Genomic DNA, 25,702 nt, shown 5'->3' with positions numbered 1-25,702 from the left:
GCCGGCGAGCGGTGGCGCAGTATCAGCCGGCGTCGCCCATCTCGCGCTGCATGGCTGACGACAGCAGCTTGGCGGTGAGGTCAACAATCGGGATCACCCGATCGTAGGCCATGCGCGTTGGTCCGATCACACCGAGGGTGCCGATCACCTGGCCGTTGACCTGATACGGTGCCGTCACCAGCGAGAACTCGTCAAGCGGCACCACTTGCGATTCGCCACCAATGAAAATCTGCACGCCGTCCGCCTTGTTGGCCTGGTCGAACAGATGCAGCAGTTGGGTGCGTTGCTCGAAAAGATCGAACAGTTGCCGCAAACTGCCAACATTGCCAGCGAGATCCTGCGAGTGCAGCAGGCGCCGCTCTCCCGATACGATCAGGCTGTCGCTGGACTGCTGTGCCACCTCGGTGCCGGTTTCGACCGCCGTCGTCATCAGCACCACGATGTCTTCGCGCAGGCGCTTCAGCTCATCGGTGAGCCGCACCCGGACCTGATCCAGCGGCAGGCCGGCGAAGTGCTCGTTGAAAAAATTCGCCGCCTCGACCAGTTGCGCTGGTGAGTAAGGGCGATCAGTATTGAGGATGCGGTTCTGCACGTCGCCATCGGGTGCCACCAGCACCATGAGCAACCGCCGCTCGCCGAGGCGGACGAACTCGATATGGCGAAAGCCGGGTGTCTTGTGCGGTGCGGCCACCACGCCGGCGAACGACGACAGGTCGGACAGCATGCGCGCCGCAGCGCTGATCAGCTCCTGCGGTTGCTGCCCCTGAATCTGTGCTTCCGCGTCGCGCAGCTCAATCTGCTGCAGCGGCTGGGTCACCAGCAGCGTATCAACAAAGAAGCGGTAGCCGCGCGGTGTTGGCACCCGCCCGGCCGAAGTGTGTGGACTGGCGATGAAACCGAGCTCTTCGAGATCGGCCATCACATTGCGGATGGTCGCCGGCGACAGCTCAAGACCACTCTGCTTCGACAGCGTGCGCGAGCCTACGGGCTCGCCGTCGGCGATATAGCGCTCGACGAGCGCTTTCAGCAGGATTCGGGAGCGAGGGTCCAGCATATTGCCGATTGTAAGCAGTGCGCTGCGCGTCACCAGTGCCGTCAACACCCTGTGATTAAATCGGCGCATGCCTGCCGCCCTTGCCCCATGCTCTGTTGCGATCGCCGTACGGCCGTCGCAGCGTGACGGCACGCGCGAGACCAATCACGAGCTGCGCACCTGGGTGGATTCGATTGCCGATCTGCTGGCGGATAGCGGCTATCACCCGGTGGTGGAGCGGCGCAGTGCCGACGAAATCGGCGGTACCGGCCTGCCGGTGTTGACTGCTACGGAAATCGGCGCGCAGTGTGGCTTGGCCATTGTGCTCGGCGGTGACGGCACGCTCATTTCGGTGGCGCGTCAACTGGCGCCGTATGGCGTGCCTATCGTCGGCATCAATCATGGCCGCCTGGGCTTCCTGACCGATCTGAGTGAAGGCACCGTGCATGATCTGTTGCCGCGACTGCTCGCCGGTGAGTATCACGAGGAGGCGCGGGCGCTGATCAGTGCCGAAATTTCCACCGACGCCGGTGTTGAACACTTTGCCATGAACGATGTGGTGGTTAATCGTGGTACCACGGCGTCACTGGTGGACCTGGAGATCTCGCTCAATGAACGTTTCGCCTACGGTTTTCGCGCCGATGGCGTGATCGTGGCAACGCCTACCGGCTCCACCGCCTACGCGCTTTCCGCGGGTGGCCCGATTCTGGCGCCCACAGTCAACGCCTTCACCCTGGCACCGATCGCGCCGCACGCGCTGACCATGCGCCCGATTGTGGTCGCCGACGATTCGGTGATCCGCATCACGGTGGCGCGCGCCCGCGAGGCGGTGGCCAGTATCGATGGTCACCACAGCATGCCGCTCGCCGAAGGTGATTCAGTGCTGTTGCGCCGTGCCACAACCAACGTGCGGCTCTGGCACCCGCTGGAATACGACTATTACCACACGCTGCGTCACAAACTGGGCTGGACAGAAACGCCCGAGGGTCTGTCGCCGCGCAAGCGTTAGTTGCCGTGCTCAAGCAGCTCTCCATCCGCAACTTTGTCCTGATTGACCGCCTCGACGTTGAATTCGAGAGCGGCATGACCGCGCTGACCGGCGAAACCGGCGCCGGCAAATCAATCGTGCTTGATGCGCTCGGCCTGGCGCTCGGCGCCCGTGCAGAGAGTGCGATGGTGCGCAGCGGTGAGAAGCAGGCCGACATCACCGCAGAGTTTGATCTCTCGGCCAATGCCGCTGCACGCGAATGGCTGGCGGCGCAGGCGGAAAGCGACAGTGATCACGTGGTGCTGCGCCGGATCGTTGATGCGGCTGGCAAGAGCCGCGCCCAGATCAACGGCCGGCCCGCCTCGGTGACCGAGTTGCGTGAACTGGGTGCCACACTGCTCGAGTTGCACGCGCAGCATGAACATCAGGCACTGCTGCGCAGCACGACGCAACGGGAGCTGCTGGACCGCTTTGCTGATGCCGGTAGCGAGTTTCGCGCGGTGCAGGCGGCATGGCGCAACGCCCGTGATGCGCGGGAAGCGCTGACGCACGCAAAAAGCGCCGCCGATGCCATCGCCCGCGAGCGCGCGGCGCTCGAAACCGATCTGCAGGACTTGCGTGCGGCCCGGCCAAACGCCGAGGAATGGGCGGCGTTGACGCAGGAGCAGTCACGCCTGAGCCACAGCAAGGAATTGCTGCAGACGGTCGAATCCACCCGCGCCGCGATTGCCGACGACGATGGCGTGGCGGAGACGCTGGCGTCGCTGGCGGTCGCCCTCGCTGGTGCCGAACGCATCGACCCGACGCTCGGCGAGGCCCGGCAATTGGTCGAGTCGGCCAGTGTGCAGCTTGATGAAGCGGCGCAGTCGCTACGACATTACGCCGGAAAGCTGAACCTTGACCCCGATCGCTTGCAGGAGATCGAGACACGGTTGTCAGCGCTGTTCAATCTTGCGCGCAAGCTGCGGGTACGCCCCGATGAGCTGCAGGCGCACTGGCAGGCGATCGAGTCGAAGTTTGAGCAGCTGGCCGCGGCGCAGGATATCGCCGCACTCGAACGCGCCGCGCTGGCCGCAGACGGCGCTTTGACTGCCGCGGCGGCGACGCTCACGCAGAAGCGCGCCGCTGCTGCGCGTCGCCTGGCAGATGCAGCGACCGCCGAATTGCCGGATCTGGCGCTCGCCAACGCCGCTTTCGCCATCAACCTGATACCGCTGCCCGCCGTTGAATCGACCGGCGCAGAGGGCGTCGAGTTCGCCTTCCGCTCGCACACCAGCCTGCCCTTTGCCCCGCTCGCGAAAGTGGCGTCTGGTGGCGAGCTGGCCCGATTGTCGTTGGCGATTCTCGTCATCTGCGGCGACGCTGCGGCGATGCCGACGCTGGTGTTTGATGAAGTCGACGTCGGGGTCGGCGGCCGGGTGGCGGCGCAGGTCGGTCGCAAGCTGCAGACGCTGGCGACTGCGCGGCAGGTGCTATGCGTGACCCACATGCCACAGGTGGCCGCGCACGCCGATCACCACTGCACGGTGCTGCGCGACAACAGCGACAGCCCGACCACGCGCATTACGATCCTCGACCGCAAGGCCCGTCAAGCTGAGATCGCACGCATGCTGGCTGGCCATGAGGTCGGTACCGCCACCGAGAAAATGGCGAAGGAACTGTTAGACACTTCGCAACGTGTCCGCACGTGAAAGCGAAGCAGCTTGCTTTGACGATTCTCGCGACGGGTAGTGTCGGAACACTCTTGTTGCTTGGTCTCGAACGATTGGCCCATGCGTTGGAAGCGGTGCCACTGCGAGCCGTCAGCTTAGTCGTGCCGTTCTACTTGTTGTTCGCTGCGGTCGCGTGGAAGGTAATCGGTAGGCTCCAGCGGTTTTGGAAAGATCGCAAAACGAAGACTAGCGCCGCTTCTTCTTGCTGACCGCTTTGCCGGCCTTGTTCTTGCCGGCTTTGGCCCCCTTGCGGGCCGCTTGCGGCTTTGGAATCGCGAGCACTTCGCCGGTTTCCATCCAGGTCTTTACGCGCTGGGCATCGCCGATGCGCGAGAACTTGCCGACCGAATCGAGCAGCACCAGCACCACCGGGCGCTGCGCGATCTGCGCCAGCATCACCACGCAGCGGCCAGCCTCACGGATGAAGCCAGTCTTTTGCAGTGAGATGTCCCAACCGCCGGATTTCACCAGCGCATTCGAATTGTTGAAGTGCAGGGTCTTGCCGGTCGCCGGAATCTGCACGTATTCCTCAGGCTGGGTGCTGAATTCGCGGATCAGCGGATAACGCTGCGCGGCCTGCACCATCACCGCCAGATCACGCGCGGTCGATACGTTTTCCGGCGACAGGCCGGTGGTATCGACATAGCGGGTGTTGTTCATGCCCAGCGCCTTCGCCTTGGCATTCATGGCCGCGACCGCCGCGCTGAGGCCGCCCGGATAAAAACGGCCCAGCGAGCTGGCTGCGCGGTTCTCGGAAGACATCAGCGCCAGCCGCAACATTTCGCGGCGGGTGAGCTCACTGCCGATCGACAGCCGTGAGCGACTGGCCTTCAGGAAATCGAGGTCGTCGAGGTCAACTGTCAGCGTTTGATCGAGGTTTTGCTGCGCGTCGAGTACCACCATCGCGGTCATCAGCTTGGTGATGCTGGCGATCGGGGTGACGTTGTTGGCGTTCTTGGCAAAGATCGGGTCGCCGGTGCGGGCGTCAACGATCAGCGCAGCCTGTGACAGCAGATTCGGCCCCTGCGCGTGGACGGCGGACGTCAGCGCAGACACTGCTGACAGCGCAGCAATGGCAAAAAAGCGAACAAAAACAAGGCGACCGGTCATATTTTTCATAGGGCACATCAATTTTACGGGGTATTGGCCACGCCGTAAGCAATGAAATACCACTCTGCAAAATCTGCGCCGTCAGCGTTGCGCCGGCGCCACGCCTTGCGGACTTGCCTGTATCCCAGCGCCGGTGCGGCTCTCCGACCCAGGGATCAGTCGACCCGGGCGCCGCTTTCCTTCACGATGCGGGCGTATTTCGGCAGTTCCTTGCCGATGAAGGTCCGAAACTCCTCCGGCGTGCTGGCTGCCGGTTCGGCGCCGCTGGCCAGCCACTTCTCGCGCAGGTCCGGTGCTGAGAGCGCCTTGCCGATCTCGACTGACAGCCGTTTGACGACTTCCGGCGACGTACCGGCGGGCGCGAACACACCCCACCAGGTGAACACGTCGAAGTCCTTCACGCCAGCCTCGGCCATCGTCGGCAGGTCGGGCGCCAAGGCGCTACGCTTCGGCGTGGTCACGGCGAACGCTTTCAGCTTGCCAGCCTTGATCTGCGGCAGCGCAGAGGCCATGTTGTCGAACATCATCTGCACCTGGCCGCCCAGCAGGTCCGTCATCGCCGGGCCACCGCCCTTGTACGGCACGTGCGTCACCGGTGCGCCGGTCGCCAGCTTGAACAATTCGCAGGCGAGATGCCCGGCACTGCCGTTGCTGCCACTGGCACAGTTGACCTTGCCGCTGGCCTTGGCGGTGGCGATGATGCCCGCCACGTCGGCCGCCGGCAGCGCCTGCGGATTGGTCACCAGCACGTTGGGCGTGACCACCACCAGCGACACCGGCGCGAAGTCCTTCACTGCGTCGTAGGGCATCTTCGGGTACAGCGCCGGATTCACCGCGTGGGTGGACAGCGCGCCCATGCCGATCGTGTAGCCGTCCGGCGCCGCTTTGGCAATCGCGTCCATGCCGATATTGCCGCCAGCGCCGGGCCGGTTATCGACGACCACCGGTTGCCCGAGCTGCTCGGCGAGCTTTTGCGCCAAGCCGCGCGAGGTGGCGTCCACTGAGCCGCCGGCGGGAAAGGGCACCACCAGACGGATCGGCTTTGCCGGCCAGGCTGCAACCGGCTGCGCGTTGATCGGTTGTACAACGGTGGCCAGCGCAAGCGGTATCGCTAGCATGGCAACAAAGCGGCGACGTGGCCGCTGTGGCAGCGGGCGGGTGGCGGAAGAAAGCAGTCTGTTCATGGCCGGTTGGTCAGGTGGAGATGGCATCGGTCGTACATGATACGGAACGGGCATGTTGCTCGTCCGTGCAGTTTCGGTGCCGCTCAATCGGGTCCGGAATTGCGGGAACACCAGCACGTCAATTGTTGTCATACAAGCGCATAATCGCTGGCGTTTGAGGGGTTGCGCGAGCACGCGCGGGAATTCATGAAGAAAACGGTTTACGGCATTGTGGTGGCTGTGCTTGGCGCTGTACTGGGCGCCGGAGCGATGTTCCTTTTTGGTCTTGGCAAGCCGGCAACGCCAGCACCTGCGCCGCAAGCGGCCGCGCCGGCGCCCGCAGTGAAGTCGGGCGAGGGTGAAAAGAAGGCTGCCGACGGTGGCGCCAGCAAGGGCGCGGCGCCCGCAGGCGCCGCGGGTGGCGGTAGTGGCACGCCAGTGGAGCTCGGCAAGCCGGAAAAACTCAACTGGCCTAAGAGCGTGACGGCGGTGGGCAGCTTGCGCTCTGATGAATCGGTAATCGTGCGCGCCGAGCAGTCGGGCCGCATCACTGCGCTCAACTTCAAGGAAGGCCAGCCGGTGAAGGCAGGGCAGGTGCTGGTGCAACTGGACGATTCGCTGGCCCGCGCCGAGCTGGAGCAGGCGAAGGCCAACCAGAAGCTGGCCAAGGCGAAATTCGACCGCGCCGTCGAACTGCAACAGAAGAACTTCATCTCGGGGCAGGCGCGTGACGAAGCCGAGAACGCATTGCGCGTGGCGGATGCCACGGTATCGCTGGCCGAGGCAAAGCTGACCAAACTGGTGATCAAGTCACCCTTCTCCGGCACCGTCGGGCTGCGCTCGGCGAGCGTCGGCGACTATGTGAAGGATGGGCAAGACATCGTCAATCTGGAGAAGACCGACCCGATCAAGGTGGACTTCAAGGTGCCCGAGCTGTTCCAGTCCAAGATCAGTGTCGGGCAGGCGCTCTCGGTCTCGCTAGACGCCTTGCCGGGCAAGCCGTATTCCGGTCGCGTCTATGCGGTGAATCCGCAGCTTGATACTGCTGGCCGCGCAGTGGTGCTGCGGGCGCAGATGGACAATCACGGCGGTGCACTGAAGCCGGGCATGTTTGCCCGCGTGCGGCTGACGCTGGCCGACACTGGCGACACCGTGGTGGTGCCGGAGCAGTCGGTGGCGATGCAGGGCGAAGAGCAGATCATGTTCAAGGTGGTCGATGGCCGCGCCATGCGCACCAAGGTCGAAGTGGGCCAGCGCCGTGATGGCAAGGTGGAAATCGTCGAAGGCATCAGCGGCAGTGACACCATTGTCGTCGCCGGCTGGCAGCGCTTGCGTGATGGCGCCGCGGTGCGACCGGCGAGCGGTGGCAGCCCCGCCGCTGGCGGTGCCGATATGGCCAAGGCTGGTCAGGCGCCGAAGCCAGGTGCCGCGACACCCGCACCATCGGCGGCGCCCGCCACAGAAAAAAAGAGTTAGCGGCTTTTTGTTGAAAGCACTATTTCACGCGGGCTGAGAGCGCATTCTTGTGAAAGTCGATAATCGGCTTTTTCGACTGCTCAGCCCTTGTCAAATGGTCGTTACGTCGAAAAGCTGATCGTTTTCTGATCGCCGGGTTACGGCGATCCGGCGCCCTCCGCCGCAAGTCCCTGGAGTCGAAATCATGAACTTCTTCGATCTCTGTATCAAACGTCCGGTGCTCGCCACGGTGCTCTCGCTGGTGGTGGTGCTGCTCGGCCTCATCGGCTATCAGCGCTTGTCGGTGCGCGAATACCCGAAGATCGACGAGCCCATCGTCAGCGTCAGCACCGGCTACAAAGGCGCCTCGCCCGAGGTGATCGAGTCGCAGATCACCAAGACGCTGGAGGATTCGCTGTCCGGCATCGAAGGCGTCAATCTGATCACCTCGAACTCGCGCTCGGAGCGCAGCGATATCACTGTCAGCTTCAAGATCACCAAGGACCCGGACGTCGCCGCCGCCGAAGTGCGCGACAAGGTCGCCCGCGTACGCGCGCGCCTGCCTGAGGCTGCCGATGAGCCGGTGATCGCCAAGGTCGAGGCCGATTCATTCCCCGTGATGTGGTTTGCGCTGACGTCGGAGACGCACAATTCACTGCAACTCTCGGACGCGGTGAACCGCATCATCAAACCACGCCTGCTGGTGTTGCCTGGCGCGGCGGATCTGCGCATCTTCGGTGAACGCAAGACCTCGATGCGCATCAACATCGAGCCGACCAAGCTCGCGGCCTACCGGCTGACTGTGGCTGATGTCGAGAGCGCGCTGCGTGCACAGAACGTGGAAATTCCGGCCGGTCGCATCGAAAGCCGCCTGCGTGAGTTCAACGTGCTGGCGCAGACCGATCTGCAGACGCCGGAGGAATTCGGCGCCATCGTCGTCGCCCAGTCGGGTGGCTATCCGATCCGCATCCGCGATGTGGCGAAGGTTGAGGTGGGTGCCGCCGAAGAGCGCGGCTTCCAGCGCTTCATGGGCAAGACGGCGGTGGGCTTCGGCATCATCCGGCAATCCACCGGCAACCCGCTTGAGTTGTCGAAGGCCGCGATCGCCGAGATCCCGCGCATTCAGGAGTCGCTGCCCAAGGGCATGAAGATTGAGCTGAACTACGACAGCTCCGTGTTCATCGCGCAGTCGATCAAGGCAGTGTTCTCGACCATCGGTGAAGCGGTGGTGCTGGTCGCCATCGTCATCTTCTTCTTCCTGCGCAGCCTGCGCGCCACCATCATTCCGCTGATCACCATTCCGGTGGCGCTGACCGGTGCCTTCTTCATCATGTACGCGTTCGGTTTCACCATCAACACGCTGACGCTGCTGGCCATGGTGCTCGCGGTCGGGCTGGTGGTGGACGACGCCATTGTGGTGCTCGAAAACATCCATCGCCACATCGAGAATGGCATGGGGCGGCTGCAGGCGGCGCTGATCGGCACCCGCGAGATCGGCTTCGCGGTGGTCGCCATGACACTGACGCTGGCGGCCGTGTTCGCGCCGCTGGCCTTTGCGACGGGCCGTACCGGGCGGCTGTTCATCGAGTTTGCGCTGGCACTCGCGGGCGCCGTGGTGGTATCGGGCTTCGTGGCGCTGACGCTGTCGCCGATGATGTGCTCGATGTTGCTGACGCACCAGACCCGGCACTCAAAAATCTACAACTGGATCGAAGACGGTTTCAACGCGTTCACCCGCGGCTACAAGCGGTTGCTCAACGTGGCGCTCGACAACCGCCTGATCGTGGTTCTGGTGGCACTGATCGTTGCCGGCGCTGCCGGTCTGCTGTTCAAGATGACCAAGACGGAGCTGTCGCCGCTGGAAGATCGCGGCGTGATCTTCGGTTTCGTCTCGGCGCCGGAAGGCTCGACGTCCGACTATCTGATGAAGTATGTGCAGCAGATCGAAGGCATCTACAAGACGCTGCCAGAAACCAACGTCTACGGCGGCAACGGCGGCTTCCCGAACGTGGCGGACGGCACCGCGCTGCTGCGCCTGAAGGACTGGAACGACCGCAGCCGCTCGCAGGCCGATGTCGCCAAGGAGCTGATGCCGAAGTTCCAGGGTATTGCCGGCGTCCAGGCCTTCCCGTCGCAACCGGGTTCTCTCGGGCAGAGCCCACGCGCGAAGCCGATTGAATTTGTCATCCTCGCCGCGGTGCCGTACGAGCAGATGCAGAGCTTCGTGCGCGCCATGCAGAACGAGATGCAGAAGAATCCCGGCTTCCAGAATATCGATACCGATCTGCGCATGAACACGCCAGAGCTGCGCGTGCGCGTCAATCGCGACAAGGTGCTTGATGTCGGTGCCAACGTCGACGTCGTTGGCCGCACGCTGGAGACCATGCTCGGTGGCCGTCTGGTGACCCGCTTCAAACAGGATGGCGAGCAGTACGACGTTATCGTGCAGGTCGCCCGCGACGGTCGTGACACGCCGGAGCGCATCAGCGAGATCAACGTGCGTAACCGGGCTGGCGACATGGTGCCGCTGTCCAATCTGGTCACCGTGCGCGAGGGTGTCAGCCCGCGCGGCATCGCCCACTTCCAGCGGGTGCGCGCGGCGACGGTCAACGCTAACCTGGCGCCGGGATTCACCCAGGGTGAAGCGCTGGCCTACATGAACGAAGCCGCCAAGCGCGTGCTACCGTCCACGGTGCAGACCGATCTGTCCGGTCAGGCGCGCGAATTCCGCGACTCGTCGAGCGACATTTACTTCGTGTTCCTGCTGGCACTGGGCTTCATCTATCTGGTGCTGGCGGCGCAGTTCGAGAGCTTTGTCGATCCTTTCATCATCATGCTCACGGTGCCGCTGTCGATGACCGGCGCCTTGCTGGCCCTGCAGTTGACCGGCAATACGCTGAATATCTATTCGCAGATCGGTCTGATCACGCTGGTGGGCCTTATCACCAAGCACGGCATCCTGCTGGTCGAATTCGCCAATCAGTTGCGCGATCAGGGCCGGGGCATCCGCGAGGCGGTGGTTGAAGCCTGTGAGCTGCGTCTGCGGCCTATCCTGATGACCACCGGCGCCATGGTGCTTGGTGCCATCCCGCTCGCCCGCGCGGTCGGCGCCGGCGCCGAAAGCCGACAGGTGATTGGCTGGGTGATCGTTGGCGGGCTGATGCTGGGCACCGTGCTCACGCTGTTTGTGGTGCCGACGGCGTACACTCTCTTCGCTCGACAACAGAGGGGCGAGCGCGCACGGGAGGTGGCAAGAGCGGAACAGCTCGCCCAGCAGCCCGCGCATGTGGCCGGGGAGTAGTCCACTGACGGAGCTGGCATGAGCGTAGGCGTATCGATCAAACAACTGGAGCCCACTCACGGCGGTATCTACCGCGCGTTGATGCTCCGGGGGTACAGTGAACACGACACAGCGTTCACCTCCACGTTCGAGGAACGGGCCACCAAACCGATCGAATGGTGGTCAAAACGTCTCGCCGACCCGACCACGGCGACGCTGGGCGCATTCGACGCCGCCGATGCGCTGATCGGCACCGTACGTCTTGAGGCTTTCCAGCGCGTCCGCGAGCGTCACAAGGTCGCGTTGACGGCGATGTACGTGATGAAAGACTTCGCCAACGGTGGCATCGGTCGTCGCCTGGTCGATGAGGCGCTGGCGGCGGCGCGGCGCATGCATGGCATCGAGATCATCAACCTGACGGTGACGGCGGACAACTTGCCTGCGGTACGCCTGTACTCGCGGCAGGGCTTCCAGAGCTTTGGCCGTGAAACGCGCGCGGTGAAGACGGCGGGCGCCTATCTCGACAAGCTGCACATGTGGCGGCCGGTCAGCGCCGACTACATTCCCTGATCGGTCGCACAGGTGGTGGCTGCCCGGGTTCGGGCAGCGCTCTGGCCAAACGCTAGGCCGAAAGCACCTTCCACAGCAGTTGCGCGAGCAGTGCCTGCTGGTCTTCCGTCAGCGCGTGATTGACACGCTGTTCCAGTGCCGTGCTGAGCGCGGACGGATACGGCAGCACTTCCAGCGATTTGTCGGTCAAGGCAAACTTTGACGGCCGCTCGCCCAACTCACGCACCCAGCCCCGCCCCGCCAACCGGTTCATCAGCACGGTTGTTTGTGACGGAGAACGGTAAACCCGCCTGGAAATCTGGGAAATGGTCGGCTCACCCAGCGTGAATATCGCCGCCAGCGCCTGCCATTCGAGCATGCTCAACTGATGTCGCCACAGCACGCTGTCGAGCGCAACAAAACAGGCGTGACCAAAGCGGGCCAACGCCGGGCTCAGCGCCTGATCTTCAGGTGCGGCATTCTTTTCAGCTTCGCCCTTGCTGGCGCCGCGTGCACGCGGCGGACGCATCAGTGTTGGATCGCTGTCATCTGACATCATGCGGCCTTATATCACGGGCTCTGCAAACGGCGCCCGACTGGGCTTTGGCGATGAGACCGCCGGCTGCGGCGGCTACAGTGCAATGCTGCGACCACCATCGACATTGATCGTGTGGCCGGTCACAAAGTGCGCGTCACAGATCAGGTATTTCACCGCGTCCGCGATCTGCCCGACGCCACCTTCGCGACGGAGCGGCACCTGCGCCAGGATGCGCTCGCGCTCGACTGGCGAAATCTGGCCGTCATCCGGCCACTCAATCGGCCCTGGCGCCACCGCGTTCACCCGGACTGCCGGCGCGAGATCGCGCGCCAGCGCATGGGTGAGGCCGCGCAAACCGGCCTTGGCGACGTTGTAGACGACATAGTCCGGCATCGGTCGCTCGGTGTGGATATCGGTGATGTTGACGATGCTGCCGCCACTGGTTTTCAGATGCGGCGCGGCCGCCAGCGCCAGAAACAGCGGCGCCCGCAGATTGCTGCCCATCAGCGCCTCCCAGTCCTGCATCGCGATGTCCCCTATCGGCGTCGCGTAGTAGGTGGAGGCATTGTTGACCAGTGCATCAAGCCGACCGAAATGTTCGACCACGTGGGCAACAAGCGGCGCCAGTGCCGCTACCTCAAGCAGCTCCGCCGCAACGGTCAGTGCCGAGTTGGGCCGTATGGCGTTCAGTTGATCGGCCAGCGCGGTGGCCTCCGGCTGCGATGCGCGATAATGAATCGCAACCCGCCAGCCCTCGCGGTGCAGGCGTTGCACAATGGCGGCACCCACGCGTCGGCTGCCCCCCGTCACCAGCACTACCGGTTCATTGCCCGTCACGATGGCTACGCCTCACCCTGCCCTGCATCCGACCGAAGCCGGACTGCCACCACCTTCACCCGTCGCTGCCGAACACGGTGCGCGGGTGCTCGCCCATCTGCGTGCGCAAATCGCGCAGGCACCGGCAACGGGCAATGCAGAGCAGACAATTTCATTCGCCGATTTTATGCAGCAGGTGCTGTACGCGCCGGGCCTTGGTTACTACGCGGCGGGCGCCACCAAACTGGGCGGCGCGGGCGATTTCGTCACCGCACCCGAACTGTCATCCCTGTTCGGTGCCACCCTCGCCGACGCCTTCGCGCCGCTTGGTGACTGCGTCGTGATTGAGCTTGGTGCCGGCACCGGCAAGCTGGCGCGCGATTTTCTTGCAGCTGCGCCGTCGCAGACATATCGCATTCTCGAAGTGAGCGCCGACCTGCGCGAGCGCCAACGGCAAACGCTCAGCGGCCTGCCCGTCACCTGGCTCGACGCGCTCCCCAAGCGCATTGACGGCCTCGTGCTCGCCAACGAAGTACTCGATGCAGTCCCCTGTGAGGTGGTGCGCTTTGCCGATGACCACTACCAGCAGGCTCGCGTTACGATGATTGACGATCACTTCGAGTGGCGCTGGCAGCCGCTGCTGGACGGCGCGTTGCTGGCGGCGGCGAAGCATCGCGTGCCGCCGGTCGAGGGTTATCAGAGCGAGATCAATCTCGAAGCAGAAGCCTTGGTCGCGACGCTGGCATCCCGGCTGGGCGATGGCGCGCTCTGCTTCATCGACTACGGCTTTCCGCGCCGCGAGTATTACCTCGCCGAGCGCCGCAGCGGCACGCTGGCGTGCCATTATCAGCAGCGGGTGCATTTTGACCCGCTGATCCTCGCCGGATTGCAGGACGTCACGGCGCATGTGGATTTCACCGCGATGGCAGAAGCGGCGGTGGACGCCGGCGCCAGCGTGATCTGCTACGCGACACAAGCGCAGTTCCTGTTGCACGGCGGATTGCTGAACCGCTTGCAGGGAGCGCAATTCGCCAGTGAGGCGGCACACGCCAATGCCCTCAACGCCGTGCAAAAACTGGTCTCACCCGCCGAAATGGGAGAGCTGTTCAAGGTGCTGGTCGTCGGCAAGGGCGAGGCCGTCGAACGGCTCGCCTCGCTGGCTGCCGTGGATCAATGCTTCCGGTTGTGAGTACCAGTTCGCGAAAGTAATTGACTATTCGTCGAAACCCGCATTTGCTCTGGGCTCTAACCTATTTTTCGCTCAAAGTCGACTATCCGTAAAATATCGATACAAGCCCAATTCCGATGCGGATTTCACCAAAAAGCTGCTACTTGCCGAGCAACACCCGCCGTAGCCACGCATGACGGTCTTTTTTGGCTTCATCGTTGAGCAATTCGTCCGCTTCGAACATCTGGCGTGACTTCGGCTGCGAGGCGGCGCGGTACAGGTCCACCTGCTCCAGCGTCTGCACCCATTCGTCGTTGCTGGCGAACTGGAAGTGCAGCTTCGCTGGTGCCGCAAACATGATCCACTTTTCCGGGTCGAGCGGCTCGATGGAATTCAGGTAGGCGCCCCAAGCCTCCTTGTCGAAGGTCTCACGGAATTTCTTTGCCTTCGCCTGCTCGGTGACCTGCAGCCAGCCGCTCGGCTTGCCCGGCGGGCTCATCAGCAGCGCCGCGTCAACCCGCTTGTCCACTGCGGTCAGCAGCGCGCCGGCCCAGGCGCCAAAGCGATGGCCGACCACGGCGACGCGGTCGATGTTGAATTCCGGCCGCGTCGCCGCCCAGTCCAGCGCGCGGCGAGCGTCGATCACTGCGTTGCGGATGACATCGGCGTCGCCGGCGTTGTTGTTGGCGCGATGTACGTAAGGCTGTTTGAACGGTAGTTCAACCAGCAGCGAAGCGATGCCCATCATCGCCAGCGTTTCCGCCTCCTGCACAAACATGGCGCGCTTCACCTCGGCGCCCTCGCGATGCAGCCACAGCACCGTCGGGTGCTTCGCCTTGCCCGGCGGCGCAATGACCGTCATCTCCACTTCGCCACCGGTCGGGCGCGGCACTTTCCACTCGGTGATGGCGCAGCACTTCGGCTTCTGGAACACACCACCGGACAGCGCCGGAACATCGGTCGCCTTCGCGTAGTCGAAGATCACCGCCTGTGCGGCGGGCGCTTTCTCGGCGTTTGCCGTCATTGCGAAACTGGCTGTAACCAAAACGGCCGCAGCAACGAATAGCAGAGAATGGCGCATCACTGGTTGACGCATGTAAGGCTCTCCTTATGGGCGCGACTGATTGCCGGAAAGACAAGGATTGAACATGTTGATTCGTCGCCCCACCGATATTCTGCCTTCGGAAATCACTTCCGGGGACGCTTATCTCCATCGCCGCGAATGGCTCAAACAGGCCGCTTCGATGGGGCTGATTGCCGGTCTCCCGGTGCTTGCTGCGTGCGACGCGCAGGCGCAGGGCTCGCGCCTGGCGGGTGTGAAGGCAAACCCGGCCTACGCACCGGCCGATGAAAGGATCAACAAGGTTGAAGACTTCCGCAACTACTGCAACTTCTACGAATTCGGCACCGACAAGACTGATCCGCCGGTGATGGCCAAGGCGCTGAAGACGCGGCCGTGGACGGTTGCCGTCGAAGGCGAAGTGCTGAAGCCGAAGACTTTCGACATCGACGATCTGATGAAACTGGCGCCGCTGGAAGAGCGCATCTATCGCTTCCGCTGCGTCGAGGCGTGGTCGATGGTGGTGCCGTGGATCGGCTTCCCGTTGTCGGCACTGATCAATCAGGTGCAACCCAAGGGCAACGCCAAGTTCGTTGAGTTCGTTACGCTCGCGGACAAGGCACAGATGCCGGGCTTGCGCTCGTCGGTGCTGGACTGGCCGTATGTGGAAGGCCTGCGTCTTGACGAGGCCATGCACCCGCTGACGCTGCTCACCTTCGGTGCCTTTGGCGAAGTGCTGGCACCGCAGAACGGTGCGCCGCTGCGCATCACCATTCCATGGAAATACGGCTTCAAGGGCGGCAAGTCGATTGTGAAGATCCGCTTTGTCGAGAAGGAGCCGCGCACCGCCTGGGTCAAGGCAGGCCCCAGCGAGTATGGCTTCTACTCCAACGTCAACCCAACCGTCGATCACCCGCGCTGGAGTCAGGCAACCGAGCGGCGCCTCGGTGAATTCAGCAAGCGCAAGACGCTGATGTTCAACGGCTATGCCGATCAGGTGGCATCGCTGTATACCGGCATGGACCTGAAGAAGTTTTACTGACCGTGCTTGCGACCGTTGGCGTAGTGCAGCTACCGTTGGCGCTGGCCGGGCCCCGCTGGTCGCGGCCCGCTGGCGACACCGGGGACAAGGCGATGGAATACCACCATCAGCCTTTCCCCGGAAACCGTCATGCCAACCCACGCCCTGCCACCGAGTTATCTGCCACTGGCTTACGCTCATCTCGCCACCGTGCTGCCGGCATTCGTCATCGGCACATACCTGATGTTTGCACGCAAGGGCAACCCGCTGCATCGGCTGTTGGGAAAGGGGTACATGCTGCTGATGCTGGCCACAGCAGCGATCACGCTGCTCATGCCCGCCCAGGTCGGTCCCACCCTGCTCGGGCACTTTGGCTTCATTCACCTGTTCAGCGTTTCCGTCTTCATCACCGTGCCGAAGGCCTACTTCGCGGCGCGCCGGCACGATCGGCGGACGCATCTGGGCAACATGATCGGGCTCTACGTCGGCGGCCTGCTGATAGCGGGTTCGTTCGCCTTCATGCCGGGACGGCTGCTTAACCAATGGCTGCTTCACTGAGCGCGGCGGGTGCTGCTCAACGCTCCTGGCGCAACCCGGCCAACGCCACCGTCCAGCACGTCAAGTGGACACTGATCGCCGTCGGGCTGTTGCCGCTGCTGCGGCTGGTCGCCGGCTATTTTCTCGGCTGGCTCGGCGCCAACCCGATCGAATTCATCACCCGCTCCACCGGCACCTGGACGCTGGTCGGCCTTGCCATCACGCTGTCGATCACGCCGCTGCGCAAGCTGCTGAACTGGCCGTGGCTGCTGCGGCTGCGCCGCACAGCGGGGCTGCTGGCGTTCTTCTATGCCTGCCTGCACTTCACTACCTACATCTGGTTCGACCGCTTCTTCGACCTCGATGACATCCTGAAGGACATCGTCAAGCGGCCGTTCATCACGGTGGGCTTCGCCGCCTTCGTGCTGCTGGTGCCGCTGGCCGCCACCTCGAACAACGCCATCATCAAGCGCCTGGGTGCCCGCCTGTGGCAGCGCATTCACTACGCGGTGTATCTGATCGCAGTGCTGGCGGTGGTGCACTACTGGTGGCTGGTCAAGAAGGACATCACCCAGCCGGCGATCTATGCCGCCATCTTCTTCCTGTTATTGGCGTTGCGGCTCTTCTGGAAGCTGCGCGACGTGACTCAGGGCAGAAACGCTGGCGACAGCAAGCGCAGACCAATCGAGAACCAGCGCGCCTGATCGCCGCGGCCGATCCGGTTGCCGTAGGTGGTGTCGATCTGTACGCGCTCGGGCACGACCCAGAAGCGCAGTCCCAGTTGATAGAAAGAATCACGCGAAAGCTGGCCGAAAGCCTCCGTCACCAGCCCGACCCGCGGGTGCAACTGGGTCTCTGCCGCCAGCCCCCACGTCGCGCGGTCGGCACCGCTGGCGCCCTCACGCAACCAGCCGATGTTGGCATGCGCGGTCAACTGATCGTCACGCAGTGACAGGCTGAGCGGCAGATTGACGTAGTAGCCACTGGCCGCCGCACCGCCGGCAACGGCACGATGGCGGACGTGCCCGGCGCTCATGCTGGCGCCCCAGTCGTTGGTTTTGAGCGGTCGCAGCAACGCCTTGGCCTGCACCAGCAGATCACTGGCGCGCAGGCCATCCGGCTCGCGGAAATGACCACCGCCCGCCGTGAACTCGATCACGCCACCCACATTGCAGCCCGGCAGCGCCCACAACTCGGTGCGATCCTTCTCGCGCCGCAGCCACGACTCCACCTGGCAGGAGCGTTCATCGACGATACGGGCATCGTCGGTAATCATTGGACGGGCCGCCTCTGCCGCTGGCGATAGCAACAATGCGGCGAGCAGACCGGCAAGCACGGGGCGAAACAGAGTCATCTTTGTTTGATCGTTCGGTGCGGGGTGGCTGCGTCCGAGTGTACCCGCCGGTCGTGTCGGCTTTGCGGGCGGGCGGCGGTGGGCAGTGGTCATCAAGCCCGGCATGACGACCGGTTCGCCGCTGGCCCCAAGAGGGGTACACCATGCAGATTTCGCATGCACACTCGCCAGCGGGTGAGAAACTTTCTAGCATTCGCTGATCAGTCGCCATCCGCGACGCATTCTCTGCAGCAAGCTCATGAAGCGCGTACTTGTTCTCGGCGCCGGCATCCTCGGCGTCCACACCGCATGGTTTCTCCGCCAGCGCGGCTTTGAAGTCACCGTGGTTGACCGCCAGCCCGGCCCGGCGCTGGAAACCAGTTTTGCCAACGGCAGCCAGATCTCGGTCAGCCAGTCGGACCCCTGGGCCAGCCCGCATGCGCCGTTCAAGATTCTCAAATGGCTCGGCCAGGAGGACGCGCCGCTGCTGTTCCGCCTGAAGGCCGATATCAACCAGTGGCGCTGGGGCCTGCGCTTCCTCTATGAATGCCTGCCGAGCCGCGCCGAGCACAACACGTTGCAGGCCATGCGGCTCGCCGAGTACAGTCGCCGTACGCTGCAGATGATGCGTCGCGAGACCGGCATCCAGTACGACCATGCCGAGGCGGGGATCATGATGATCCACTCTGACCCGAAGAGCTTCAACGACGCAGCGGAAGCGGCACAACTGCTGATTCGCAACGGCGAACGTCGCGATGTGTTGTCGGTGGCCGAAGCGGTGAAAGTCGAACCCGCGCTCGCACACACCGCGCCGAGCCTCGCTGGCGCCATCTATGCGCCCAACGACGAATCGGGCGATGCCTACAAGTTCACCTCCGCACTGGCCGCACTGGCGGCCAAGCAGGGTGTACAGTTTCTCTATGGCACCACGATCAAGCGCATCGACCGCGTGGGCGGCGAAGTGTCGGGCGTTGTGGTCAGCGATGCCGAGGGGGAGCGTACGCTCAGCGGCGACGCCTATGTCGTCGCGCTCGGGTCCTACTCGCCGGCGCTGCTGTCCGGCGTCGGCGTTGACGCACTGGTTTACCCTGCCAAAGGCTACAGCGCCACGCTGCCCCTGCGCGCCGGCAGCAAGATTCCGGCACCGAAGGGCAGCATCACCGACGACGAGAAGAAAGTGGTGTTCACCACCATCGGTGAGCGGTTGCGCATCGCTGGAACGGCGGAACTGAACGGCTTCGACACGTCGCTGAACACGGTTCGCTGCGAAGCGCTCACTCGCCGCGCCAAGCATCACTTCCCTGATCTCTGCGAGTGGGACAAGGTGGAATACTGGACCGGGCTGCGCCCGGCGACGCCCTCCAATCTGCCCATCATCGGGCAGTCGAAGCTGAAAAATCTGTACCTCAATACCGGTCACGGGACGCTGGGCTGGACCGAAGGGCCGGGCTCGGCACGCGCACTGGCTGACATCATTGCCGGCGAGGTGCCGGAAGTGGACTATGCGTTCATTAACGCACCGGCTCGTAAAATCGCGGCTTCAGCGGCTACCTCCCACGCCTGAGTGAACGCCATCCCGTCTCTTCGTTCTTTCCGTCTTGCGGCTGCCGGTGCGGCTGCCCTGTCGGCTCTTGTTTTCGCGCAGACCAACGCCCCGGCCCCTGCACCGGCCGCTGCGGCGGCACCAGCGGCGGCCGAACCGGTCGCCGCACTGGTGGTCAACGCGGCCGCCTATCTGGTGGTGGAAGCGACCAGCGGCCAGGTGCTGGCTGAGTCCAACAAGCGGCAGCGGCGCGACCCGGCATCGCTCACCAAGCTGATGACGGCGTATCTGGTCTTCGATGCCCTGCACCAGAAGAAGCTGTCGCTGACGCAGCGCCTGCGGGTACCGGAACGGGCGTGGAAGGCCGAAGGTTCGCGCATGTTCATCGAACCCGGTGCACCGGTGACCACCGAGGACTTGCTGCGCGGTCTGATCATCCAGTCCGGCAACGATGCTGCGGTGGCCCTTGCCATCGCGGTGGCAGGCAACGAGGGCGAATTCATCGCGCGCATGAATCGCGAGGCCAAGCGGCTGGGCATGGATGACACGCAGTTCCTGAACCCGACCGGCCTGTCGCAGCAGGGACATTACTCAACGGCGCATGACCTCGCGGTGTTGTCGCTCGCACTGCTGCGCGACTTTCCGCAATACACCAGGTTCTACGCCGAGAAGAGCTTCACGCATGGCCGCATTACCCAGGAAAACCGTAACCGCCTGCTGTTTCTCGACCCGACGGTCGATGGTCTGAAGACCGGTCACACCGACAGCGCCGGCTGGTGCCTGATCGCCACCGTCAATCGTCCGCCGCGCAAGCTGCTGACCGTGCTGCTTGGCGCGCCCAGCGAGGCGTTGCGCGTGAGCGAGTCGCAGAAGCTGATCGAGTGGGCGTTTGCCGCCTACGAGGGCCGTCGCCTGCATGAAGCGGGCAAGCCGATCCAGCAGCTGACGGTGTGGAAATCCTCCGTCAACGAAATTCCGATTGGCTTTCGGGACGACGTGACTGCGGTGACCGATGCCGGCAAGGGCTGGGAGATCACCACCGAACTGACCATCCCGGAGCCGAAGATCGGACCGGTGCAGGCCGGCGATACGGTTGGTCTGCTCAAGGTCAAACGCGCTGGCAACCTGATTTACGAGCGTGATGTGGTGGCACTGGAATCTGCACCCGCCGCCCCCATGTGGAAGCGGATGTGGCACGCCGTGGTGCTCTGGTTCAAGGGAATGTTCAAGTGATTTTTCTGAATGGCGAGTGGATGCCGGTTGAGGACGCAAAGATCAGCGTGCTCGATCGTGGCTTCATCTTTGGTGATGGTGTCTATGAGTACGTGCCAGTCATCGACGGCAAACCGTATCGCCTCGACGGGCATCTGATTCGCCTTGACAACTCCTGCAAGGAAATCGGCCTCAAGAACCCCTACAGCAACGCGCGGTGGGCCGAGCTGGTGCTGGAGGCGGCACGTCGCAATGGCCCCGGAGATCAAGGCGTGTACTGGCAGATCACCCGCGGCGTGGCCAAGCGCGACCACAGCTTTCCGAAGGATATAGAGCCGACGGTGTTCATGATGTCGAACCCGTTGCCGAAGCTCACCGCAGAGCAGGTCGACAACGGCGTGCCGTGCTACACCTTCCCCGACAAGCGCTGGCATCGCTGCCACATCAAGAGCATTTCACTGCTCGGCAATGTGCTGGCCAAGCAGCACGCGACCGAGCACGGTGGCGCCGAGGTCGTGATGATCCGTGATGGCTTCATGACGGAGGCGTCAGCCTCGAACGTATTCTGCGTGTTCGGCGACACCATCGTTTCGCCGCCGAAGGACAACCACATTCTCGGTGGCATCACGCTGGACGGCGTGTTTGACCTGGCGAAGAAGAATGGATTGAAACTCGAAGTGCGTCCGGTGCCGGAGGCCGAGATGTGGGCGGCCGACGAACTGTGGCTATCGTCCTCCAGCAAGGGTGTGCTGGCGATCACCACGCTCGACGACAAACCAATCGGCAATGCTGCGCACAAGGGCAAACCAGGGCCGATGTTCAAAAAGATGTTCGCCCTGATGCAGGCAGACATGCGTGGGGCCTGAGCGATGACTGCACCCGCCACCCCGACGCCCGCCAATGCGGGCGAGACCAATTTTGTCTTCCCGACGGTCTATCCGCTGAAAGTCGCCGGCAAGAACGATGTTGCACTGGAAAGCACGGTCGTCGAGATCGTGCGCCGCCATGTAAACGATTTCGACGAAACGACGGTAACCGTACGCGAATCAAAGGGCGGCAAGTACCTCGCTGTCTCGGTGAGTTTCACGGCAACCTCGAAGGCGCAACTCGACGCGCTTTATCAGGACCTGACTGCGCACCCGGATATCGTCTGGGCGCTGTGATGCGGCGCGATCGGGCCATGGCTTTGTCGGCCGCGCCTTGCCGTACATTCGTACCGTCTGCGGCTTGCCTTCGCGCCCTGACCCGATCGCGCCGCATCAGACTTGCCCCCCTGCGATGAGCGCATGTTGATTCGCCGTCTCGGTCGTGCCGACTATCAGGCGACGTGGGATGCCATGCGTGCCTTCACCGACGCACGTACGCCCGCGACCGAAGACGAACTCTGGGTGTGCGAACACGCGCCGGTGTTCACCCAGGGTATCGCCGGCAAGGAGGAGCACTTGCTGCTCAATCCGACGGGCATCCCGGTGGTGAAGACCGATCGCGGCGGGCAGATCACCTATCACGGCCCCGGCCAGACGATGGTCTATGTGCTGCTCGACCTGCGCCGTGCCGGATACGGTGTGCGCGAACTGGTGCAGCGTATCGAGCGTGGTGTGATTGCAATGCTGGCCAGCCATGGCGTCACGGCTTATGGCAAACGCGATGCGCCGGGCGTCTACGTGCGTCCCGACAGCAACCGGCCGGAAGCCAAGATCGCCTCGCTCGGGCTCAAGGTGCGCAATGGCTGCACCTATCACGGGGTCGCCTTCAACGTGGCGATGGACCTGGCGCCGTTCGCCTGCATCAATCCCTGCGGTTACAGCGGGCTTGCGGTCACCGATCTGGCTACGCTCACGGGCACCGCGCCCGACTACGACGCGGTGTCAGTGGCGCTGGCCGGGGCGTTACAGCAGTCGTTGGCAACGAGTACAGCTTTTTCATGAAAAAGCCGTCTGCTTTGGGCTGGAGAAGCAATTCGCTGGAATGTCGACTTTGTTCGGTTTTCGCTTCCAAGCCCAGATAAATGGGCCTTTAACGAAAAAGTTGACTTGTCAGTCGCTCGTCATTCGACGGTGAGAAAATCACGCCATGGACTCGCAGCAAACTCCCGCCAGCACTGAAACTCTGCCCACCAACGCTCAGGGCGTCAAGCACAAGGGCGAAGGCAAGACCGCACGCATTCCGATCAAGGTGGTCAGCGCGCCGATGCTGCGCAAGCCCGAGTGGATTCGCGTCAAGGCGCCGACTGGTGAACACGCCGCACGCTTCGGCGAGATCAAGAAAATTTTGCGCGAACACAACCTCCATTCGGTGTGTGAGGAGGCGAGCTGTCCGAACATCGGCGAGTGCTTCGGCAAGGGCACCGCGACCTTCATGATCATGGGCGATATCTGCACCCGGCGCTGCCCGTTCTGCGATGTCGGTCATGGCCGCCCCAATCCGCTCGACGCCGACGAGCCGAAGAATCTCGCCAAGACCATCGCTGCGCTGAAGCTCAAATATGTGGTGATCACTAGCGTCGATCGCGACGACCTGCGCGATGGCGGTGCCGGTCACTTCGTCGATTGCATCCGTCAGGTGCGCGAGCAGTCACCACAAACGCAGATTGAAGTGCTGGTGCCCGACTTCCGCGGCCGCGTTGATCGCGCGCTGGCCATTCTTGAAGCGGCGCCGCCGGATGTGATGAACCACAATCTGGAAACCGTGCCACGTCTTTACAAGCAGGCGCGTCCGGGTTCCGACTACGCGCATTCGCTGGCGCTGCTGCGTGATTTCAAGGCGAAGATTCCGCAGGTGCCGACCAAGAGCGGCCTGATGGTGGGCCTTGGCGAGACTGACGACGAAATCCTCGCCGTCATGCGCGACATGCGTGAGCACAACATTGACATGCTCACCATCGGACAATATCTACAGCCGTCAAAAGATCACCTGCCAGTGCTGCGCTATGTGCACCCTGACACTTTCGCGATGTTCGAGCGCGAGGCCTACGCGATGGGCTTCAAGCACGCCGCCGTGGGCGCCATGGTCCGTTCGAGCTACCACGCAGACCGGCAGGCCGACGGCGTGACTGTCTAGGACTCGCCGGCCAGGTTGCGCGCAGCGTGACCCATGACGGTCAGGCAGTGACCGCGATGTGATCGGGCGCCAGCCCGGCGACCGCACGTTGATGCATGGCCACGTAGGCCGATTCAATGTGGCGGGTGAACCGGGCGATGTCGAACAACGGATGGCTATCCCGGTGGCGATGGAGCTTGTCGCGGATGCCTCGCAGTTGTGTGGCGTCGGTGGCCAGTTCGCGGGCACGGGCTTCATAGGCCGCGATCGAAGTGGTAACCAGCTCTGGCAAGCCAATCGCACCGAGCAGGCTGGCGGCGACACGGCTGGCAAAGGTGTCACCGCGACAGGTCAACACCGGCAGGCCCGACCACAGCGCATCGCTGGCGGTGGTATGCGCGTTGTAGTTGAAGGTATCGAGGAACAAATCGGCATGGCGGTGACGCCCAAAGTGCGTGGCCAGGGACGATAACCGCGGTGCGAAGCACAGGCGCGATGCATCGACGCCTCGCGCAGCAGTTTCCCGACGCAGATTGCGCTCAGCCACTTCGGTCGGCTGCAGCAGCCAGAGCACGCTGCCTTCGATTTGCTGCAACAGTCGCATCCAGATGTCGAATTCGACCGGCGTGATCTTGAACGAGTTGTTGAAACAACAAAAGACGAAGCCCTCGGCCGGCAGGCCGTGGTCCGTCCGACTGCCAGGGGCACCTGGCAGCTCCCGCTTGTCGTCGTTGGGCTGATAGGTGTAAGGCAGCGTGACGATCTTTTCGTCGTAGTAATCGCGATCGTCCGGCTCGATCAACACCGGGTCGGCAATGATGTAGTCGACGAACGGCGCACCAGCGGTGCCGGGATAGCCCAGATAGTTGGCCTGGACCGGAGCAATGCGGGCCGCCAGTACGCCATGGCGCGCCATATGAGTGTGTCCCATGAGATCGATCAGGATGTCGATCTCCAGCGATTGCAGTGCCGTGGCGATGGCCTCGTCACTATTGCCATGGAAGTCAAAAAAGCGGTCGAACGCGCGCTCCATGCGTGCCCGCCACTCGTCCTGTTGCGGCGGGCCGACGTAGACGCCCAGCACCTCGAAGCGGGCGCGGTCATGGTGCTCAATCAGGCCGGCGATCAGCTGCGACGTGGGATGGGTCCGAAAATCGGCTGAAAGGTAGGCGATACGCAGACGGTCGTGGCGATGGTTGGCGATCACCGGGCGGCGGTGATGACCGGCAAATTTTTCGCTGATGATCGCGCGCGCGCAGCGCTGCTGTTGCGCCATGGTGGAGCGCAGTGCGATCAACGGCAGCGGCTTGATGGCTTTGTCGCCACGATCCACTGCGGCCAGGATCTTCGCTTCATGCGACGCAAAGTCAGTCCAGTCGCAAGCGTGCATCTGCGCGTGCATGAGACCGCCAGCGAGCCAGGGCATGGCAGGATTCAACGCTTCGGCGCACCGATAACTCTCGATCGCGGCTTCGAAGCGGCGCAGCTCCACCAGAACCTCGGCGCGGTTGAAATGGGCTTCGGCGAGATCGGGATTGGCCGCCACTGCCCGCGCCCATGCCGCTTCGGCTTCGACGATGCGCCGCACCGCGACCAGCGCCTTGGCCAGGTTGTTGTGTGTTTCGGCGAGCGTCGGCGCGTACTCCGCTGCTGCTGCACAGTCGCGAATCGCTTCCTCGGTACGACCGCTTTCCAGCAGCAGCAGGCCACGGTTGGTGAGCGCGACGGCACTGTGCGGATCCTGTTCGATGGCGTGCGTGAAACACTGTCCGGCGGCGGCGTTGTCACCCTGTGCCTTGTAGACGAGGCCCAGATTATTGAGCGCCATCGGCTCCGCCGGGTTGCTCCGGAGCGCGCTAGAAATCTCAATGGCCGCCTCCGGCAGTTGCCCGCGCTGGTAGTGGCAGACCCCCAGATAGTGCCGCGCGGTGGCATGCTCAGGCGTATGAGTGAGCAGTTCGCGATACAAGCGCTCGGCGTCATCGATCTGTCCGGCCTGATGCAGCGCCATTGCACGCTCGAGGTCTGCGTGAGGTGGCAAAAGTGACGCCGGAGAGCTAGACCCTTGCACCGCGGCAGCGCCGCAGCAATGCTTGTAGCGCTTGCCGCTGCCACAGGGGCAGGGTGCCATGCGGGAGGGCGTAG

Annotated in this window: 23 protein-coding genes; 15 read left to right on the top strand and 8 right to left on the bottom strand. The window is 63.4% G+C overall.

Going from position 1 to position 25,702, the window contains the following annotated elements; translation table 11 throughout:
* Positions 1-22 precede the first annotated feature (22 nt).
* Positions 23-1,054 carry a heat-inducible transcriptional repressor HrcA gene (hrcA, locus tag FKL89_RS18745; protein ID WP_181955208.1) on the bottom strand — a complete coding sequence of 344 codons (1,032 nt, stop codon included), beginning with the start codon at positions 1,052-1,054 and terminating at the stop codon, positions 23-25.
* Positions 1,055-1,121: 67 nt separating this feature from the next.
* Here hrcA and FKL89_RS18740 point away from each other — a divergent pair, with 67 nt between their 5' ends.
* Both FKL89_RS18740 and recN read left to right on the top strand, forming a co-directional pair.
* Entirely contained in the window at positions 1,122-2,042 is a 921-nt protein-coding gene (locus FKL89_RS18740; protein ID WP_156864238.1) for an NAD(+)/NADH kinase, read from the top strand.
* A 5-nt stretch (positions 2,043-2,047) separates the two neighbouring features.
* Entirely contained in the window at positions 2,048-3,712 is a 1,665-nt protein-coding gene (gene recN / locus FKL89_RS18735) for a DNA repair protein RecN (RefSeq protein ID WP_162527590.1), read from the top strand.
* 207 nt (positions 3,713-3,919) lie between these two features.
* Here the strand turns inward: recN and pbpG are convergent, their stop codons facing one another.
* Positions 3,920-4,906, bottom strand: coding sequence for a D-alanyl-D-alanine endopeptidase (pbpG, locus tag FKL89_RS18730; protein WP_238363432.1), 987 nt, complete (start codon positions 4,904-4,906; stop codon positions 3,920-3,922).
* A gap of 92 nt (positions 4,907-4,998) precedes the next feature.
* Positions 4,999-5,961 (bottom strand): Bug family tripartite tricarboxylate transporter substrate binding protein, encoded by a 963-nt coding sequence (locus FKL89_RS18725; RefSeq protein ID WP_156864794.1) that lies wholly within the window; start codon positions 5,959-5,961, stop codon positions 4,999-5,001.
* A 252-nt stretch (positions 5,962-6,213) separates the two neighbouring features.
* Here FKL89_RS18725 and FKL89_RS18720 point away from each other — a divergent pair, with 252 nt between their 5' ends.
* The 3 genes from FKL89_RS18720 (at position 6,214) to FKL89_RS18710 (ending at position 11,311) form a co-directional block, all read left to right on the top strand.
* The gene (locus tag FKL89_RS18720) at positions 6,214-7,482 is read left to right on the top strand and encodes an efflux RND transporter periplasmic adaptor subunit (protein WP_156864236.1); all 1,269 of its coding nucleotides are present in this window, start codon (positions 6,214-6,216) and stop codon (positions 7,480-7,482) included.
* Between the two features lie 184 nt (positions 7,483-7,666).
* Positions 7,667-10,762, top strand: a complete 3,096-nt coding sequence (locus FKL89_RS18715; protein WP_156864235.1) for an efflux RND transporter permease subunit — start codon at positions 7,667-7,669, stop codon at positions 10,760-10,762.
* Positions 10,763-10,780: 18 nt separating this feature from the next.
* Positions 10,781-11,311 (top strand): GNAT family N-acetyltransferase, encoded by a 531-nt coding sequence (locus FKL89_RS18710; protein ID WP_156864234.1) that lies wholly within the window; start codon positions 10,781-10,783, stop codon positions 11,309-11,311.
* 52 nt (positions 11,312-11,363) lie between these two features.
* Here the strand turns inward: FKL89_RS18710 and FKL89_RS18705 are convergent, their stop codons facing one another.
* Together FKL89_RS18705 and FKL89_RS18700 are read right to left on the bottom strand one after the other, a co-directional pair.
* Positions 11,364-11,849, bottom strand: coding sequence for a MarR family winged helix-turn-helix transcriptional regulator (locus FKL89_RS18705; RefSeq protein WP_156864233.1), 486 nt, complete (start codon positions 11,847-11,849; stop codon positions 11,364-11,366).
* Positions 11,850-11,921: 72 nt separating this feature from the next.
* Positions 11,922-12,668: a pteridine reductase gene (locus FKL89_RS18700; protein ID WP_238363625.1), complete on the bottom strand. Its 747-nt coding sequence runs from the start codon at positions 12,666-12,668 to the stop codon at positions 11,922-11,924.
* On the opposite strand from FKL89_RS18700, the gene FKL89_RS18695 reads away from it, so the two are divergent.
* Positions 12,667-13,833 (top strand): class I SAM-dependent methyltransferase, encoded by a 1,167-nt coding sequence (locus FKL89_RS18695; RefSeq protein ID WP_156864232.1) that lies wholly within the window; start codon positions 12,667-12,669, stop codon positions 13,831-13,833. The two genes, FKL89_RS18700 and FKL89_RS18695, sit on opposite strands and share 2 nt — an antisense overlap.
* Positions 13,834-13,972: 139 nt before the next feature.
* On the opposite strand, the gene FKL89_RS18690 is transcribed toward FKL89_RS18695, so the two are convergent.
* Positions 13,973-14,836 carry an alpha/beta hydrolase family protein gene (locus tag FKL89_RS18690; protein WP_156864231.1) on the bottom strand — a complete coding sequence of 288 codons (864 nt, stop codon included), beginning with the start codon at positions 14,834-14,836 and terminating at the stop codon, positions 13,973-13,975.
* Between the two features lie 124 nt (positions 14,837-14,960).
* On the opposite strand from FKL89_RS18690, the gene msrP reads away from it, so the two are divergent.
* The 3 genes from msrP (at position 14,961) to FKL89_RS18675 (ending at position 17,134) form a co-directional block, all read left to right on the top strand.
* A complete protein-coding gene (gene msrP / locus FKL89_RS18685) occupies positions 14,961-15,914 on the top strand; it encodes a protein-methionine-sulfoxide reductase catalytic subunit MsrP (RefSeq protein ID WP_170293824.1) in 954 nt (317 codons plus the stop codon).
* Positions 15,915-16,043: 129 nt separating this feature from the next.
* Complete coding sequence (locus FKL89_RS18680; protein ID WP_156864230.1) at positions 16,044-16,451, top strand: DUF2306 domain-containing protein; 408 nt, start codon at positions 16,044-16,046, stop codon at positions 16,449-16,451.
* A complete protein-coding gene (locus FKL89_RS18675; protein ID WP_156864229.1) occupies positions 16,436-17,134 on the top strand; it encodes a protein-methionine-sulfoxide reductase heme-binding subunit MsrQ in 699 nt (232 codons plus the stop codon). Before FKL89_RS18680 ends, FKL89_RS18675 begins: the two co-directional genes overlap by 16 nt.
* Here FKL89_RS18675 and FKL89_RS18670 read toward each other — a convergent pair.
* Positions 17,077-17,784, bottom strand: coding sequence for a hypothetical protein (locus FKL89_RS18670; RefSeq protein WP_156864228.1), 708 nt, complete (start codon positions 17,782-17,784; stop codon positions 17,077-17,079). The genes FKL89_RS18675 and FKL89_RS18670 overlap by 58 nt on opposite strands.
* 238 nt (positions 17,785-18,022) lie before the next feature.
* On the opposite strand from FKL89_RS18670, the gene FKL89_RS18665 reads away from it, so the two are divergent.
* The 6 genes from FKL89_RS18665 to lipA all read left to right on the top strand — a co-directional run bounded on the left by FKL89_RS18665 (position 18,023) and on the right by lipA (position 23,578).
* Positions 18,023-19,327: a D-amino acid dehydrogenase gene (locus tag FKL89_RS18665; RefSeq protein WP_156864227.1), complete on the top strand. Its 1,305-nt coding sequence runs from the start codon at positions 18,023-18,025 to the stop codon at positions 19,325-19,327.
* Positions 19,328-20,539 carry a D-alanyl-D-alanine carboxypeptidase family protein gene (locus FKL89_RS18660; RefSeq protein WP_156864226.1) on the top strand — a complete coding sequence of 404 codons (1,212 nt, stop codon included), beginning with the start codon at positions 19,328-19,330 and terminating at the stop codon, positions 20,537-20,539.
* Complete coding sequence (locus FKL89_RS18655) at positions 20,536-21,384, top strand: D-amino acid aminotransferase (RefSeq protein ID WP_238363430.1); 849 nt, start codon at positions 20,536-20,538, stop codon at positions 21,382-21,384. The genes FKL89_RS18660 and FKL89_RS18655 overlap by 4 nt, the downstream gene beginning before the upstream one ends.
* 3 nt (positions 21,385-21,387) lie before the next feature.
* Entirely contained in the window at positions 21,388-21,681 is a 294-nt protein-coding gene (locus tag FKL89_RS18650; protein ID WP_156864225.1) for a YbeD family protein, read from the top strand.
* 123 nt (positions 21,682-21,804) lie between these two features.
* The gene (gene lipB, locus FKL89_RS18645; protein ID WP_156864224.1) at positions 21,805-22,446 is read left to right on the top strand and encodes a lipoyl(octanoyl) transferase LipB; all 642 of its coding nucleotides are present in this window, start codon (positions 21,805-21,807) and stop codon (positions 22,444-22,446) included.
* 145 nt (positions 22,447-22,591) lie between these two features.
* The gene (gene lipA / locus FKL89_RS18640; RefSeq protein WP_156864223.1) at positions 22,592-23,578 is read left to right on the top strand and encodes a lipoyl synthase; all 987 of its coding nucleotides are present in this window, start codon (positions 22,592-22,594) and stop codon (positions 23,576-23,578) included.
* A gap of 40 nt (positions 23,579-23,618) precedes the next feature.
* Here lipA and FKL89_RS18635 read toward each other — a convergent pair whose 3' ends face one another.
* Positions 23,619-25,688, bottom strand: coding sequence for an O-linked N-acetylglucosamine transferase family protein (locus FKL89_RS18635; protein WP_272953742.1), 2,070 nt, complete (start codon positions 25,686-25,688; stop codon positions 23,619-23,621).
* Positions 25,689-25,702 lie beyond the last annotated feature (14 nt).

This window comes from Casimicrobium huifangae (genome assembly GCF_009746125.1).
In the GTDB taxonomy this organism is placed as follows: Bacteria; Pseudomonadota; Gammaproteobacteria; order Burkholderiales; family Casimicrobiaceae; genus Casimicrobium; species Casimicrobium huifangae.
This window is presented reverse-complemented; position numbering and strand designations above follow the sequence as displayed.